Source organism: Streptomyces sp. NPDC004111 (genome assembly GCF_042874215.1).
In the GTDB taxonomy this organism is placed as follows: Bacteria; Actinomycetota; Actinomycetes; order Streptomycetales; family Streptomycetaceae; genus Streptomyces.
In genome coordinates, this window is record NZ_JBIAMU010000001.1 from 189,605 (window position 1) to 205,581 (window position 15,977).

General features: G+C 71.5%; 10 protein-coding genes and 2 pseudogenes. 4 read left to right on the forward strand and 8 right to left on the reverse strand.

Annotated elements, in window-relative coordinates; all coding sequences use genetic code 11:
* Positions 1-222: 222 nt before the first annotated feature.
* Entirely contained in the window at positions 223-1,038 is an 816-nt protein-coding gene (locus ACFYVL_RS00870; protein WP_389240351.1) for an NAD(P)H-binding protein, read from the reverse strand.
* An 87-nt stretch (positions 1,039-1,125) separates the two neighbouring features.
* Here ACFYVL_RS00870 and ACFYVL_RS00875 point away from each other — a divergent pair, with 87 nt between their 5' ends.
* A complete protein-coding gene (locus tag ACFYVL_RS00875; protein WP_389240353.1) occupies positions 1,126-1,548 on the forward strand; it encodes a winged helix-turn-helix transcriptional regulator in 423 nt (140 codons plus the stop codon).
* Positions 1,549-1,760: 212 nt separating this feature from the next.
* Here ACFYVL_RS00875 and ACFYVL_RS00880 read toward each other — a convergent pair whose 3' ends face one another.
* On the reverse strand, positions 1,761-2,276 hold the full coding sequence (locus ACFYVL_RS00880) for a hypothetical protein (RefSeq protein WP_389240355.1): 516 nt from the start codon (positions 2,274-2,276) through the stop codon (positions 1,761-1,763).
* Between the two features lie 239 nt (positions 2,277-2,515).
* On the opposite strand from ACFYVL_RS00880, the gene atpF reads away from it, so the two are divergent.
* On the forward strand, positions 2,516-3,037 hold the full coding sequence (atpF, locus tag ACFYVL_RS00885) for a F0F1 ATP synthase subunit B (protein WP_389240357.1): 522 nt from the start codon (positions 2,516-2,518) through the stop codon (positions 3,035-3,037).
* 273 nt (positions 3,038-3,310) lie between these two features.
* On the opposite strand, the pseudogene ACFYVL_RS00890 reads toward atpF, so the two are convergent.
* From ACFYVL_RS00890 to ACFYVL_RS00915, 6 genes and pseudogenes are all read right to left on the reverse strand, one after another.
* Positions 3,311-3,412, reverse strand: a pseudogene (locus tag ACFYVL_RS00890) (IS5/IS1182 family transposase); the annotation flags it as partial.
* A 14-nt stretch (positions 3,413-3,426) separates the two neighbouring features.
* Positions 3,427-4,278 (reverse strand): methyltransferase domain-containing protein, encoded by an 852-nt coding sequence (locus ACFYVL_RS00895; RefSeq protein WP_389240359.1) that lies wholly within the window; start codon positions 4,276-4,278, stop codon positions 3,427-3,429.
* Between the two features lie 327 nt (positions 4,279-4,605).
* Positions 4,606-5,208, reverse strand: a pseudogene (locus ACFYVL_RS00900) (TetR family transcriptional regulator).
* Entirely contained in the window at positions 5,165-6,919 is a 1,755-nt protein-coding gene (locus ACFYVL_RS00905; RefSeq protein WP_389240360.1) for an amidase, read from the reverse strand. The pseudogene ACFYVL_RS00900 and the gene ACFYVL_RS00905 overlap by 44 nt, the downstream one beginning before the upstream one ends.
* Positions 6,920-7,403: 484 nt before the next feature.
* Positions 7,404-8,252 (reverse strand): SDR family oxidoreductase, encoded by an 849-nt coding sequence (locus ACFYVL_RS00910; RefSeq protein ID WP_389240362.1) that lies wholly within the window; start codon positions 8,250-8,252, stop codon positions 7,404-7,406.
* 142 nt (positions 8,253-8,394) lie between these two features.
* Entirely contained in the window at positions 8,395-8,859 is a 465-nt protein-coding gene (locus ACFYVL_RS00915) for a MarR family winged helix-turn-helix transcriptional regulator (protein ID WP_389240364.1), read from the reverse strand.
* 481 nt (positions 8,860-9,340) lie between these two features.
* Here ACFYVL_RS00915 and ACFYVL_RS00920 point away from each other — a divergent pair, with 481 nt between their 5' ends.
* Both ACFYVL_RS00920 and ACFYVL_RS00925 read left to right on the forward strand, forming a co-directional pair.
* Positions 9,341-11,254, forward strand: a complete 1,914-nt coding sequence (locus ACFYVL_RS00920; protein ID WP_389240366.1) for an amino acid adenylation domain-containing protein — start codon at positions 9,341-9,343, stop codon at positions 11,252-11,254.
* Positions 11,255-11,320: 66 nt separating this feature from the next.
* Positions 11,321-15,970 (forward strand): amino acid adenylation domain-containing protein, encoded by a 4,650-nt coding sequence (locus tag ACFYVL_RS00925; protein ID WP_389240368.1) that lies wholly within the window; start codon positions 11,321-11,323, stop codon positions 15,968-15,970.
* Positions 15,971-15,977: the final 7 nt, after the last annotated feature.

Sequence of the window (15,977 nt, forward strand, 5' to 3'; positions counted from 1 at the left end):
AACACAACCGGCACCACGCAGTGCCTCGGCTCCACCTCGCCCTCCCCGGAGGTCGCGGTCGCGGTCAGGACGGCAGCCGTTCTGCTGGTCGCGTCGGCGACGGCACCCTTCACGAATTGCACCGCTCTACGCCAATGCGCGCGGCCGACCGGGTGCGGCAGCGTCCGATCTGGCGACAGCTACCTTCGACGTACGGTTGCGCATCGCGGTGAACCACCCGTGTCAGCCGATGTCGGGGCGCATCGCCGCCGCCGTGTCCGTGGCGACGGTGAACGGGTCAGTGAGCGGACGGCCGATGAGTTGGGCGAGGTCGGGGCTCGTGGTGCTGAGGAACCCGTGGCGAACGCTGGTCGCTATCGAGGCGAGCATCGACGGCTGGAACGGCAGTAGCGAGTCGTCGGCGCGCAGTCGGGCCCGGTACTCCCCGAGCCCCATGGTCCGATGCGCGACTCCGAGGGATTCAGCGACGCGGGCGGCGGTGACCGGTTCGCCGACCAGCTCATAGGTCCTGCCGGCGTGCGCGGTCGGGTTGCCGGCCGCGACGGCTGCTGCCTCTGCCAGGTCCGCCCGCGCCACCGCGGCGAGCGCTCCGTCACCGAACGCCGATTCCACGCCGTCAGCGGTCCAGGTCAGCAGTGCCCCGAAGAGCTCGGCGTAGAGCCCGTTGCGCAGAACCGTCCACCCAAGTCCACTGGCCTTGATCAGTTGCTCGGTGGCGCGATGGGCGAGGGCGAAGCCGAGGTGGTCACCGTCGCCGGTCAGGCTGGTGTACACCACGTGGCTCACTCCGTCGCGCACCGCGGCGTCCACAACTGCCTGGTGCCGGGTGATGACCCGGTCGTCCTCGGCGTACCCCGCCGAGACGAGGACCAGCGTGGAAACGCCGGTGAGGTCGAGGCTCGTGGGGTCGTCGAAGTCGAGCCGCCGCTGGCCTTCTGCGGGCGATCGAGTGCCGCCCACGGCGGGCACGTGGCGCTCGGTCAACTTCTGGAGCACGAGAGAGGCGAGCTGTCCGTTCGCGCCGGTGACCATGATCATTACGGTTCTGTCTCCTACCGTGGTTCTGTTCAGTAACTACGGTGAGATCCTCAGCCGGTCCGGGTCGACCCACAAGGAGGCAGTTTCGTGTCAGTAACGCACACCGAGGTAACCGCCGAACCCGCCGAACTCGAACCCTGCGGACAGCAGGACCACCCCGACTGCGGGATACGCGACGTCCTCGACCGGGTCGGTGACAAGTGGTCGGTCCTCGTCGTCGTCGAACTCGCGGGCGGTCCACGGCGTTTCCGGCAACTTCAGCGCGCCATCGACGGGATCTCCCAGCGAATGCTGACCCTGACGGTGCGCCGGCTGGAGCGGGACGGCCTGGTCCTCCGGACCGTGTACCCGACCGTGCCCGCCCAGGTCGACTACCGGCTCACCGAGACGGGAACGAGCCTGACCCACCTCGTCAGGGCGCTCGCCGACTGGTCACTCGCACACCAGGACCACATCGCGCGTGCCCGCGAGACGTACGACAGTGAGCACCCCGGCAACGAGATCCGCTGACCGGCGAAAGAGCTTCGGTGTCAGACGGAGGCGCCATCGCGCCGATGCGTACCAGCGCGCCTGGGCCTAAGGGGCGCCGACCAGGTCCTCGAACTCCGCCCCGCCCTCAGCAAGGCGTGCGAAGCGGCTGCTGTACGGCGCCGGTAGCGCACGGCTGCTCCCCGGGCTGCGTGGGTGGCCGCTCCGGCGGGGCGTGCCTGCCGAGTGCTGGGTCAACGGTGGGTGAGTGCCGGGCCTGCCGCCCGCGAGGGTGTCTGGTGACCATGGGGGTGCGAGCAGGGTGTGGGTGACAGGACGGTGGGGATGCGCATCCGGCGCAGGAGGTCACGGGTGGTGCGTCGGCGCATGGTGCTGAACCAGGCGAGTTCCGGATGGCGGGAGCGCAGGTGGGACAGCGCGCGGGTGCTCAGTCCCGTGCTGTGGAAGGGCTCGTCGATGACGACGGCGGTGATGACGCCCTGGGTGCACTCCGTGCAGATCCGGTACTGGACCTGGCCGACGACCTTGCGGATGTGCACCAGGAGCAGACACTCCTCACCGCGCTCTGGATCGCCCGAAAGGTGCACGGGCTGGAAATCGATCGCCCGGTAGGCGAGAAGGCGGCGGCGCAGCCGCAGGGTCAGCCGGCCGCGCCGGCGCGAGTGCTTGGCGCCGGGGCCGGGTGGTGTCCCCGCCGCAGGCGCATGGTCGAACAGGGTGCTGGTGGGACGCGCATGTTGTCCGTGCATGCCACCCCGAGTGCCCCTCCAGCCCCAAGCTACCCACCCGGGATTGCCAGCGTTTGCCGTGCCCGCCCTGCTCCCCGGAATCCGGCGCCGCAGCGGGCGAGTTTCCCGCCACTCAGACTTTGCTGTGCGTCGTCGACACGACGAAGGGGCCCGTCCTTCAGTGAAGGTGGGGGATGCTGCGTGCTTGCTCGGGAGCGAACGCTCTTGGCAGTGCCTGGGCCAACTCCTAGGGTCTTGGCATGGACGTTCTGATACCTGAGCTCGCGCCGATGCTTGTGTGCTTGGTGGCCTTCACCGCGGTCTTCGTACCTCTGGCGACGGTTCTTCTCCCGCGCATCAACAAGGTTCTCGCGGATCGGCACGACGCTCTCGACGGTGACATCGCCAGGGCCGAGCGGATGAAGATCGAGGCCTACCAAGTCCTTGCCATGTACCGCGCCGCCCTGGCCAAGGCCCGACACGAAGCGGCCCAGGTGCGTCAACAGGCGTTGGAAGAGGGCGCACAGCTGCTTGCTGAAATCCGCGCCGAAGGCCTGCGGGAACGCGAGTTGATGATCGCTGAAGCACAGGCACAGCTCGCTGCCGCTCGCATCATCGCGGAGACCGAACTCCGTGGAGATGTGGTGTCCTTGGCCACCGAACTGGCCGGCCGGGTAGTAGGCGAGCCCGTCCATGAAATTGCTGAGAACAGCGATGTGGTGGACCGCTTCTTCTCCAGCCTTGATCCCCTCAAGAGTGGACTGGCGAGGGGGTCGTCGTAACGCTCGGATGAGCCGACGTGGCACACCCCGCCGAGGATCACGCAGAGCGGGAACGCCACCTGGGGGCCGACCTGGACGGAATCGCCAGGTGCGACAGTGGCAGCTTCTTCGCTCTCCCGGGAATCCGGCACGCGGCCGGCCACGTCGGTGGCAGCCGCGCCTGCGATGATCACCGCCGACACGGCTGCGGAGCGGTAGACGCTGGGCCAGGATCGTGTCCCGGGGGCCTTCGGCCGATAGCCCCGTCTTGGCGCTTGCACACCGTCTGTCGGGGACGATGCGACGGTGGTCGGCGAAGGGACGCCCTGCCTTCCCCTCAGCGCGGGGAAGGCAGGGCGCCACGCGTGCCCGCTGCTCGTCGGTCAGCAGGCGCATTCACCCGCTCGCGGTCACCGAATCCGGTAGGCGGTGGCCAGCACGGAGACGGTGACCTGATCGGGCAGCGTGCCGCCGCCGTTCAGGTCTGCACGACTCACGTGGCGTGCACTCGGCGTCATCGCCACCAGGTCCAGCACATCCGGCCTGGACAGGGTCGCGGAGTACTCCACCTGTTCGGTGACGACGGCCTCGAAAAAGGGGGTGAGCGCGCGGTGCAGGCGCTGTTCCTTGGCCGGGTCGATCGTGACCATCGCAGCCACTCGGCCCCGCAGTTCGGCCAAATGCCTGCCGGTGGGTCGGACCACGATCAGCCGGCCGGTCGGGCGCAGTACGCGGTGGAACTCGGCCGGGTTGCGTGGCGCGAACACGTCCAGCACGACATCGGCCGCCCCGTCGGCCAGTGGGAAGGGGCGGAAGACGTCCCAGGCGACCGCGGCGGCCCGGTGGTGGGCACGGGCTGCCAGGCGCAGTGCGCGCACCGATGTGTCCAGCCCCAGACCACGGGCGCCGGGCAGCTGGTCGAGTACGCCGGCCAGGTAGTAGCCCGTGCCACACCCCACATCCACCACCGTGGCGTGCCCGGACACGGCGTCGGCCGCCAGGCGGGCCCCGACTTCGCGGAGGGGCGCGTAGGAGCCGGTGGACAGGAACCGGTCCCGGGCCTGGACCATGGCTGCGTCGTCCCCGCTGGTGGCGCGGGTTCCGGTCAGCAAGCCGGCATAGCCGTGCCGGGCAATGTCGAAGCTGTGACCCATCGGGCAACGGAGTGCAGCTCGGTCGGGGTGCAGGCGGCGCGTACGGCACGCAGGGCAACGCAGCAGGTCGAGGGACAGATCGAGGGCAGGGGGAAACGGCACGGGCACGAGGCACTCCTGGCAAAGGACGAAGGGAAGGGATCGTGCCTGCGCTCTCAGCGCCTCACTGCCTCAGGAAGTAATGGGCAGAGGGGACTTGGTTCATGCAGCAGGCACAGCAAGGAGGGCGACGCCGTCCGGCATCGCCCTCAGCGCCTTCCGATCACAGGAAGCAGCAGTGCGGGGTGCTCATGAATGCCATGCCGTAAGTCTACGAGTACGGCGTAGGCCTCTCATGCCTCAACAGCGGCTCGCGTCCGTCAGCGCCGCGTCCTCCTCCTCACCGGCCCGGTGGGGGGGGGAAGGCGGTCGGGGTCGCGCGTTCGCCTCGCCGTTTCACCGTGGTGCGGCGGCAGCGGCCATGAGGGCTTGCGCCTGAGTGCGGGCGTGGTCGATGGCGTCCGGGAAGATGCCCAGGCCGTGGGCGACGAGTGCACCTTCGTGAAGGAGCATCAGGGTTCGGCCCAGTTCCTTGGCTCTGTCCAGGGCGATGCCGGCGGCGAGGTCCGTGAAGAGGGCGAGCATTCAGGCCTTCTGCCGGGTGATCGTGGCGTGGGCCGGGTGGGAGGGGCTGCTGATCTCGGCGTGGGCGTTGACCATGCCGCACCCCTTGTGACTGCTTTGTTCCGACCACGTGCGTGAGGCATCGAAGACCGCCAGGACTGGATCCGCCGGCGCCGCCTCCGCCTCCGCTGCCGCCAAGCGCTCGGCGAGGAAGGCACGCCAGCGCTCGTCGCGATCCGCGAGGTAGTCCACGACGAGCTGTTCCTTCTCTCCGGGGCCGCGCGCGGTGCGAACCTCAACGCCTGCTCGCAGAAGGGGAGTTACGTGCAGACTCACACCTGCGCCCCACCTCGGCCAGGCAGGGCGCTCCCGGTGTGCTTCGGCCGCGGGATCAGTGCTTGTTGTCTCCCCGGTCGTTCGGGGTGCCCGTCGCAGGGAGCGTCGGAAGGTAGCGCGGGGTGCGCCAGGCCTGGAGGCGGTGCTCGATCGCCGCGCCGAGGGACAGCAGCGCCCCGTCCTTGTGCGCGCCGGACATCAGCAGCAGCCCGACCGGCAGTTCGCCCACGGAGCCCGCGGGAACGGAGAGGGACGGGTATCCGGCGACGGCGGCGGGGGTGGAGGAGGGGATGACGTCGTTGTCGCCGCGGGCACAATCAGTGGTCCAGGCGGGCGGATTCGTCGGCGCCGCGATGGCGTCCAGCCGGTGGGCGGCCAGCGTGTCGTCGATGGACGCGCGAGAGAGCTTCTTCAACTCCGCGCGCGCGGCACGGTACTTGGGGTCGGTCGTCGGCGGCGCCGCGAGTGCCTGCTCGAACAGTTCCTGGCCCGCGAAGCAGGTGCGTTCCGCCTCGTGAGCGCGGTTGAACGCGATGAGGCCCGCGAGATCGCGCGGCCCCTGCCTGCCCGAGAGATACGCGTCGATGTCGCGGTGGAACTCGGTCAGCAGCGCGGGGAACTCCAGCTCTGCCAGGCGCTCCTGGTAGGGAGGCGTGACCTCGACGACCTCGGCACCGGCACTGCGCAGGCGCTGTGCGGTACGGGTCATGAGCGCGTCCACCTCCTTGCCGAGCGAGGGCAGCCGCCACAGCCCGATCCGCTTGCCGCGCAGACGGTCGGCAGCGTCCGGGGCCGACTGCTCTCCGTACGCACCCGTCTGCCGTGCGGCCGAGGCCGGCTCCTCTTCGGCCGCGTTGGGCACGTCGCGGTCCTTCTGCGGTCCGGCGGAACCGTGCGTGTCGCCCCGGAGCGCGGCGAGTGTCAACGCCACGTCCACCACGTTGCGGGCCATGGGACCCGCCGTGTCCTGCTCGGCGGAGATCGGCACGACTCCCCTGCCGCTCACCACGCCGAGGGTGGGCTTGAGTCCGACGACCCCGTTCATTCCGGCGGGGCACACGATGGAGCCGTCCGTCTCGGTGCCGATCGCGACCTGGGTGAGCGACGCCGCGAGCGCGGCTCCCGAACCGGCGGAGGAACCGCACGGGTTGCGGTCGAGCACGTACGGGTTGCGGGTCTGCCCGCCGACCGCGGACCAGCCGGAAGTCGGCTTCGCCGCACGGAAGTTGGCCCACTCCGACAGGTTCGTCTTCCCGAGGATCACCGCCCCTGCCTTGCGCAGGCGGGTGACCAGCTCGGCATCCGCGCGCGGCGGCGCACCGGCCAGCGCGAGTGAACCTGCCGTCGAGAGCAGTCCCTTGGTGTCCACGTTGTCCTTGATCAGCACAGGAATGCCGTCGAGCGGGCCGCGAACGGTGCCGCGCCGGTGCCGGACATCGCTCGCCGCCGCCTGGGCGAGGGCGGTGGGGTCGGTACGCAGAACGGCATGGATCTTCGGGTCGACCGTCTTGATGCGCTCCAGGTAGGCACGGGTGAGAGCGACGGCGGTGAGCGATCCGCGCTCCATGCGTGCCTGCAACTGGGGGATCGTCACCGTGTCGAGGTCGAGGCCGGAGGCGCCTGCCGCCGGTGCGTCCGGCCGGGGGGATCCGGCGGTGGAACCTGCCGCGGACGCCTCGGCCGGCCCGACCGGCGAAGCCCAGGCGGCGGTCGTCAGGAGTAGGCCCGCGACCAGCGTCGCAGCGGCTTTCCTGCCGATGGGAGAGATCAGAGGGGAAATGCTGGACCTGTGTGCGGTTGTGGGTCGCATGAGGCAAGCCGACTACAACCGCCCGCCCCACGCAAGGGGGTCCTCCGGCCGTTCCCTCGCGGGGGTTGCCACCAGCGGCAGAGGTCCCTCCAGGTCTGTGCGGCTGCTTCGGCGGGGCGCGGACGAGGTCCGGGCGTACGCGGGGGCCGGGCGTGTACGGGGGCCGGGCGTACACGGGGGGCCGGGTCGGTGATGGGGTCCGAGTGAGCCGCTGTCGGTGCTCACGGCAGGGTGCGCCTCCGGAGCGCCGCCTTCGGGCTTCGGGCCTTGGGCCTCGGCAACTGTCTTCGCAGTCAGGCGACTTGTTCGTCGCCCGCTGCCGCGAATCCCCCGCGCGGGCCGCCGCCAGCGGCGGCAGACCCAGCGTCCCCGGGGGGACAGGCCGCCCCCCTCGCGCCAAAGCCCAACCCCTGCTCCACCTCAAGACAGGCGGCCGGTACCTGCCGCTGGGGGGCGATCACATCTCGCAGGACGTGAAGCGCGGTTACTCGCCGCCTGCCCAGGCGCCCGTCGCCGCTGCCTCCTTCGCGTAGGTGGCGAAGCGCTTCGGAGGGTGGCCGGTGAGGCGCAGGACGGTGTCCGTGGGGTGGGCGTCGCCGAGGTCGGTGAGGGCCGTGAAGGCGGTGATCTCGCGTTCGACGTCCTCGGCTGGGCGGCCCTCGGCCCGGCCGGTGGCGCGGTAGGCGTCCCCGTCGCCGTGGAAGTCGACGGAGAGATCGGCGGCGCGGCCGATCTCTCCCAGCGCGTCCGCGAAGGAGAGGGCCTCGGGGCCGGTCACCTCGTAGGTGCGGCCGTCGTGGCCGTCCTCGGTGAGGGCGGCGACGGCCACCGCCGCGATGTCGTCCGCGTCGACGAACGTCTGGCGGCACTCGCCCAGCGGCAACGCCAGCGAGCCGTCGAGTACGGCCTCCCGGAAGATGCCTTCGTCGAAGTTCTGGTTGAACCAGTCGGCCCGTACGACTGTCCATTCCGTCCCGGATTCACGGACGAGTCGCTCGGCGGCCATCAGCCGCTCATCACCCATCTCCTCGATGGCACGGCTGGACAGCAGGACCAGGCGGCGTACGCCGGCCGCGACCGCGCGGTGGACGAAGTCCGCCGGCAGCGTCAGCTCGTGGGGAAGCATCAGGTAGACGCGTTCGGCGCCGGTCAGCGCCGGTTCCCAGGTGGCGTCGTCGCGCCAGTCGAAGGGGACGTCGGAGTGCCGGGAGGCGGCACGTACCGGGTGGTGGGCGTCGCGCAGGCGGGCGGCGACCCGGCGGCCGGTGGTGCCGCGCGCCCCGAGGACGAGAACCGGCGCGTGGGGCGTGGTGGTGGAAGGTGCATCGTTCATGCCTGGTGCAACGACCGAGGCCCCGGTGAATCACCGGGGCCGTCACCATGCCTGGCCTGACGGCCCGTCACCGTACCCGGTCGGACGACCCACCACCGCGCCTTGTCGGACGACCCACCACCCTGCCCGGTCGGACGTCCCTTCACCGCCCCTGGTCGGACTCCATGGCCGCGGACACCTTCTCGCAGAGTTCCGCGAACAGGGCGCTCTCGCCCTCGGTGAGGACCGAGGCGGCGAGCCGTCCGACGTCGTGGTGGCCGCGTGCGATCCGGGCCAGGAAGAGGTGCCCCGCGGGGGTGAGGGAGGTGCTCAGTTCGCGCCGGTCCTCTCCGGCCGTCACCTGCTTCACCAGGTTCAGGTCCTTCAGTACGCGCAGCGCCTTCGAGGTGGTCTGCCGGGAGACCTCCAGCACATCGCTCAGTTCGGAGGGCCGCATGGAGCCGCGCGCCCGCAGAAGTTCGAGGACGTCGTACTGGTGCCAGTTGACGCCCTCGGGGTTGACGCGGGACCGGCGCGCGACGAGCAGGCACTGAAGGTGGGTCAGGGCCGCTTGCAGAACGGTCGGTTCCGGCTGGTGGGCGGGGGTCGAGCCGTCTCGTGGAGTCATGAGTGCTTCCGGTACGGAGGTCACCGGTGGGAGGCCCCAAGGTACCAAGGGGCCGCGCCGGGATCCTCGCGGGTGCGGGAAAAGTGTTTTCCCTGAGGACACCATCTGGGTGCGTGAGCGCGCGAACCGGGGGTATCGGAGTGCGAGAACCAGTCACGGACACGTACCGGCCGCCCCCCTCCGAACGGGCACACAGGACAGTTCGGACGACACGGAAACAGGCGACGCTCCAAGCCTCTTTCCGCTGGCCGGTGTGCACGCGTTATGCACGGAGAATTCGATCAACTCACGGATCAGCGCGGCCATTTGACATCGATGCGAAACCGTGATTAGCATCGATTTCCAGACGGAAACCATATTTCCGCCTTCTCCGCTGACAATGCACCACCCCGAATCCGGTACCCCACGAAATGCGCGGCGCGCGTCCGTGGAACCGCGGGGATCCGTTCCTCCGGCCCCACACCCGAGGAGATCAGCGATCATGGAAAAGAAAGCGAAAGAAGTCCCGTCCTTATCGATCGCGGAATCGATCGCGGAAAGGACCGGGGCGGACTTACCGGCGGAGGATCCGCCGACCTCGGACCCTCCTCTCGTCCTGACGTCCCTCTTCGCACGGGTCGTCCGCGAACACGGCGCTTCCGTCGCCCTGGCGGACGGCGCCGAGCACATCACGTACGACAGCCTCAACCGGCGGGCCAACCGGATGGCCCGGCACCTCCAAGACCGCGGCGTCACCCGGGGTGACCGCGTCGGAGTGCACATGCGCCGGTCCCCCGACCTCTACGCGGTCCTCCTGGCCGTCCTCAAGGCCGGCGGCTGCGTGGTCCCGCTCGACCCCGCCTACCCCACGGAGTACCTGGCCCGCATCCTCGGCGAGGCCCGCCCTTCGCCGGTGATCTGCGACGACCCCGGCCTCCTGCCCCCGGACGTCCGCGACCGCGCGCTCGCCCGGGACGACCTGGTCAGGGCGAGCGAGGGCCTCCCCGACGGCGAAACCGAACCCGGCACCGGCCCTGAGGACACCGCGTTCCTCATGTACACCTCGGGCTCCACCGGACGGCCCAAGGGCGTACGGATCGCGCACCGCGGACTGGCGCGGCTGGGCCCGCACAGCGGCCCCCTCGACATCACCCCCCGGGACCGCCTGACCCAGTCGGCCGCGTTCTCGTTCGCCGCCTCGACCATCGAGATCTGGCTCGCCTTCCTGCACGGCGCCACCCTGCTGCCGATGCCCCCGGGGCTGCCCTCGCTGCCGGTGCTGCGCGAGGCCGTCGAGGAGCGCGGCGCGACCGTGCTCAGCCTGCCCTGCGGTCTGTTCAACGCGCTGGTCGACCAGGAACCGAAGTGCCTGCGTACGGTCCGGATCGTGCTGCTCAGCGGCGACTTCCCCTCCCCCGGCCACCTGCGCCGGGCCCTGGCGCACACCGACGCCGTCCTCTACAACGGCTACGGTTGCACCGAGAACTCCTCCATCACCGCCCTGCACCCGCTGACCTCGCCGGACGACGTCGACGGCGCGGGCGTCGTCCCGATCGGACGGCCGCTGCCGACGGTCACGCTGGACGTGTACGACCCGCTGATGCACCCCTGCGCCACCGACGAGGTGGGCGAGCTGTGCGTGGGCGGCACCGGTGTGGCCCTCGGGTACGCCGACCAGCCGGAGCTGACGGCGGAGAAGTTCACCCGGGACCCGGACGGTGACGGGCTGCTCTACCGCACCGGAGACCTCGCACGACGGAACGGCAACGGCGACATCGTGCTGGTCGGGCGGTCCGACAGCATGGTGAAGATCCGCGGGTTCCGGGTGGAGACCAGCGCCGTGACGCTGGCGGTGCGCGCCCTCGACGGGATCGCGGACGCCGCCGTGAAGGCGTTCGAGGACGACGGCACCCGCGAGAAGCGGCTCGTCGCCTTCTACACCACCCCCGACGGCCGCCCCGTCACCCCCGACGACCTGGTCCGGCGGCTCGCCGCCGACCTGCCCTCCCACATGGTCCCCTCCGCGTTCCGGCACCTGGAGAAAATGCCGACGAACGTGAACGGGAAGATCGACCGCACCGCGCTCACCGTGGAATCCCCGAACAACAAGAAGAACCGGAACGAGAATTCAGAGAAAGGCGAGATGAACATGCAGAATCCCCTCGAAGGCGTCGTCCTCCAGGCCTGGATCGAGATCTCCGGAATGGACGACTTCTCGACCACCGACTCATTCCTGGGACACGGCGGGAATTCCCTGCACTTCGTACAACTGGCCTCCCGCCTCCAGAAGATATTCGGGATCGAGATCACCACCGAGTCGGTCTTCCGGCACGGCACGGTCGAGCAGCTCGCGCGCTTCATCGAGGAGTCCCGCGACGGGGCCGCCACCACCTCTTCTCCGTCTTCGCACGGCTGACGGAGTGTCCGACAGCGGCCGGCAGGACGCGCCGGTCGCCCGACGCCCGCGGAGGGTGGCAAACCCGTGGACAACCCCTTGGTCACGGCAATTCTGGACCTGGCACGGAGAACGCTCGGGTCTCCCGGCCTGGGGCCGGAAGAGCCGTTCTCCGACCACTGCGACGATCCCGCGCTGCTGGCCGAACTGGGCACGGTGCTGCGGGCGGTGTTCGCCCTCGGCCCGCCGTCCGACGGCGGGCCGGGCGAGCAGAGCGCCGTGACGGTGGCCGACCGGCTCGCGCGGAGCCGGTCCGGCTCCGCCGGACAGCACGGGCAGGAGCTGGTGGCCGGATCCGCGCCGCGCAGCGGCGGCACGGCGGAGGCCTCCTTCGGCCAGAGCGGCATCTGGCTCATCGACCAGTACCTGCCGACCCCGCAGGCGTACAACGGGCCGTTCCTGACCCGGCTGCCGTTCCGGCTCGACCCGGAACGGCTCCGCCGGGCCGTGGCCGGGGTGCTGCGCCGCCAGGAAGTCCTGCGCACCACCTACGCGTTGCGTGACGCCCGGCTCCTCCAGGTCGTCTGTGACGACGACACGGCCTTCCACTACGGCGTCGAGCACTACGGCGACGACAAGGAACTCGACGCGCTCGCCCAGCGGGTGGCGAACACCCGCCTCGACCTGGCGCACGGGCCGGTGCTCGCCGTGACCTGCGCGCTCGGGCCGGACGGGGAGAGCGCGATCGTCTGCAACATCCACCACATCGCCTCCGACGCCGCCTCGGCCGGTGTCTTCCTGCGCGAACTCCTCGACGCCTACGACCGCACCGGGCGGGACCTGCCGGTGGAGGCGGTGCCGGGACGACCGAGTTACGCCGACTTCGCGCACTGGCACCGCACGCACCTCACGCCCGAACGCACCAGGCGGCTGCTCGACGAGTGGGCCGGCCGGCTCGCCGGGGACCTGCCCGTACTCGCCCTGCCCGCCGACCGGCCCCGGCCCGCCACGCAGGAACACCGCGGCGGCACGGTCCCGTTGCACGTCCCGGCCGCGGTGACGGAGAAGCTGGAGGGGCTCGCCGAGCGCGAGGGCGTCACGCTGTTCATGGCGCTGCTCGCGGTGTACGGCACGTTCCTCGCCAAGCTGACCCGTCAGGAACGGGTCCTGGTCGGCTCGCCCGTCTCCCTGCGGGACGATCCGCAGACCCAGGACCTCGTGGGCTACTTCGTCAACATGGTCGTGCTGCGCCAGGACGTGACGGGCGCGTCGACCGTGCGCGAGGTGCTGCGGCGGGCGCGCGAGGAGGTGACCGACGCGCTGCGGCTGAAGTGGGCCCCCTTCGACAAGGTCGTCGAACGGCTGCGGCCCGACCGCGGCGGCGGTCACACACCGGTCGTCCAGACGATGCTCGTCCTCACCGACCCCGGCTCCGCCCGCGTCACCCACGACGGGAGTCCGCTGACCGTGCGGCGGGACATGGCGCACGGCGCCAAGTACGACCTTTCGGTGGTGTTCGCCCGGGAGGCGGACGGGCTGCACGCCACGCTGGAGTACGACGCACACCTCTTCGACGAGGCGACGGCGCGGGGCATGGGCGAGCGGCTGGGCAGGCTGCTGTCCCGGTTCGCCGAGGCCGCGCCCGGCACTCCGGTGCGCGAACTGGGGCTGCTGGCCGCCGACGAGGAGCGGGAGGTGCTGGCCCACGACGACCGCGTGGACCGCTCCGCGCCCCCGGTGCCGGTGTCCGAGCTCTTCGCGCGGCAGGCGGCGGCCTCCCCGGACGCCGTGGCCCTCACCGACGGCGGTCTCCGGTGGACGTACCGGGAACTCGACGAGCGGGCCTGTCGGCTCGCCCGGGTCCTGCGGGAGGAGGGGGCTGCGGCGGGCCGCCGGGTCGCCCTCGCGCTGCCCCGCTCGTTCGACATGGTCGCGGGACTGCTCGCGGTCGTGAAGACCGGGGCGTCCTACGTCCCGCTGGACCCGACCCACCCGCCGGAGCGGGTGGCGTACGTCCTCGACGACACCGAGGCGCTCCTCGTCCTCACCGACAGCACCACAGGGGGTCAACTCCCGCCCGGTACAAGGCTGCTGGAGACCGACCGGCAGGCGGAGCGGATCGCGGCGGCCGACCCCGCGCCGCTCGGCCCGGCCCGGACGCCCGACGACGAGATCTACGTGATCCACACCTCCGGGTCGACCGGCACCCCCAAGGGCGTCGTCATCAAGGACCGCACGGTCGCCAACCTGGTCGCCGCCCAGCACCGGATCTCCCCGTGCGGGGCGAGGGGCACCACCCTCCAGTACATGACGCTCTCCTTCGACGTCTCCGTGATGGAGATCCTGGGGACGCTCTGCGTCGGCGGAACGCTCGCCCTGATCCCCGGCGAACTCCAGAAGGACCTGCACCGGCTGGCCGCCTTCGTCGCCGAGCACGCCGTCACCCGCCTGTACCTGCCGTACATCGCGCTCCAGCGGTTCGCGGCCCTCGCCGTCGCGGAGGACCTGCACTGCGACGCGCTGCGCGAGGTGACCTCGGTGGGCGAGGCGCTGGTCGTCTCCCCGCAGATCCGGGAGTTCTTCACCCGGCACCCCCGGGCCCGGCTGCTCAACATGTACGGACCCTCCGAGACCCACCTCGCCACCTGGCACGAGCTGACGGGCCGGCCCGCCGACTGGCCCGAGGCCCCGCCCATCGGGCGCGCGGTCGACGGGATGCGGCTGTACGTCCTCGGCCCGGACCGCGAACTCCTCCCGCCGGGCGTCACGGGCGAGCTGTACATCGGCGGCCCCCACCTCTCGCCGGGATACCGGGGCCGCCCCGAGGAGACGGCGCGCCGCTTCCTGCCCGACCCCCACGGCGGCCGGGGCGAGCTGATCTACCGCACGGGCGACCTCGTACGGCGGAACTCCCGCGGCGACCTGGAGTACCTGGGCCGCGCCGACGACCAGATCAAGATCCGCGGCTACCGCGTGGAGCCCAGCGAGGTGGAGGCCGCCCTCGACGCGCTCTCCGGGGTGCGCGACTCGGCGGTGGTCGCGGTGGAGTTCGGCCCCGGCGACCGGCGGCTGGTGGCCGCCGTCACGGGCGACGGCGCCGACGACGGCGTACGGCTGCGGGCCGCGCTGGCCGAGCGGCTGCCGGAGTACCTGGTGCCCGCGCACCTCGTCCCGCTGGAGCGGCTGCCGACCACGCCGAGCGGGAAGATCGACCGGGCCGGGCTGGCCGGGCGACTGGCCCGGGAGGTGCGCGACCGGCACGCCGACGAAGCCCCGGACACAGCCCTGCCACCCAGGACCGGAACCGAACGCACGATCGCCGAGGCCTGGGCGGACGTCCTGGGCGGCAACGCCCCCGGGCGCGACGGCGACTTCTTCGCCCTGGGCGGCAACAGCATCATCGCCACCGAACTCGTCTACCGGCTGCGGACGTTGTGCGAGGTCGACATCCCGCTGCGCGCCCTGTTCGACAACCCCACGGTCGCCGGAATGGCCGCGCGGATCGACGAGCGCCGGGCGGGCGGCACCCGCGCGTTCACGGAGCCCGCCGCCGACCTGCGCGCCGACGTGACCCTGCCGGACACCGTGCGGCCCGGCGACCGCGCACCGGTCCCCCCGCACGCCGCACGGCGGTTCCTGCTCACCGGTGCGACCGGCTTCCTCGGCAGCTGGCTGCTGCGCGAACTGGCGGCCGTCCCCGGGCACACCGTCACCTGCCTGGTGCGCGCCGAGGACGCGGACGCCGCCCTGGCCCGGCTGCACACCACGGCCGACCGGTACGGCATCGCCGGCACCATCGCCTGGGACCGGGTGCGCGCCGTCGCCGGCGACCTCGCCCGGGACCGGATGGGACTGTCCGAGGCGGACCACGCCGACCTGGCCGAGTCCGTCGAGGCGGTCCACCACGCGGCGGCGCACATCAACTTCGTGCTGCCGTACGCCTCGGTGAGGCCGGCCAACGTCGACGGGCTGCGCGCCGTCCTGGAGTTCGCCGCCGCGGGACGGCTCAAGCACGTGCACCACATGTCGACCGTCGCCGTGTTCGCGCCCGGCCGCGAGGGCGGGCCGATCACCGAGGAGGCGGTGCCCGACACGTGTGAGGGGCTGGGCATCGGCTACACGCAGAGCAAGTGGGTCGCGGAGGGCATCGCCCGTCTGGCCCGGGAGCGCGGGATGCCGGTGACCGTCTACCGCATCGGCCGGATCTCCGGCGACAGCGTCACCGGCGCCTGCCAGGCCGACGACTTCCTGTGGCGGCAGATCAAGAGCTTCATCGAACTGGGTTCGGCCCCGCCCGCCGCGGAGCTGACCACCGACCTGCTGCCGGTGGACTTCGTCGGCCGGGCCGTGCACGCCCTGTCCCGCGAGCCGTCCGCCGACGGCGCCACCTTCCACCTGTTCCACCCGCGCGGCTCCGACTTCACACCCGTGCACGCCGCCGTCCGGGACTGCGGCCACCCGCTGGAGACGGTTCCGGCCGAGGAGTGGCTGACCCGCCTGGAGGAGTCCGCCCGCCGCCCCGGGGGCAACGCCCTCGCCGCGGCCGTGCCGCTGTTCCGGGAGGGTGCGCTGGAGCTCGGCGACAACGCCTACGCCAACGACCGCACGAGCGGGCTCCTCGACGGGCTCGGGCTGCCCTGGCCCGACATCGACCGCCGCTCCCTGACCCGCATGATCCGCTGGTTCGAAGCGACCGGCGAACTGGACCGCGCCCCCACCGGGGACCACAGCGCCTAGACCCCGG

What these genes read in the sequence shown, in the direction of transcription:
- atpF (WP_389240357.1), top strand. Translation starts at nt 2,516, where the DNA reads ATGGACGTTCTGATACCTGAGCTCGCGCCGATGCTTGTGTGCTTGGTG.
- ACFYVL_RS00880 (WP_389240355.1), bottom strand. Translation starts at nt 2,276, where the DNA reads ATGCACGGACAACATGCGCGTCCCACCAGCACCCTGTTCGACCATGCG.
- ACFYVL_RS00870 (WP_389240351.1), bottom strand. Translation starts at nt 1,038, where the DNA reads ATGATCATGGTCACCGGCGCGAACGGACAGCTCGCCTCTCTCGTGCTC.
- ACFYVL_RS00910 (WP_389240362.1), bottom strand. Translation starts at nt 8,252, where the DNA reads ATGAACGATGCACCTTCCACCACCACGCCCCACGCGCCGGTTCTCGTC.
- ACFYVL_RS00920 (WP_389240366.1), top strand. Translation starts at nt 9,341, where the DNA reads ATGGAAAAGAAAGCGAAAGAAGTCCCGTCCTTATCGATCGCGGAATCG.
- ACFYVL_RS00905 (WP_389240360.1), bottom strand. Translation starts at nt 6,919, where the DNA reads ATGCGACCCACAACCGCACACAGGTCCAGCATTTCCCCTCTGATCTCT.
- ACFYVL_RS00915 (WP_389240364.1), bottom strand. Translation starts at nt 8,859, where the DNA reads ATGACTCCACGAGACGGCTCGACCCCCGCCCACCAGCCGGAACCGACC.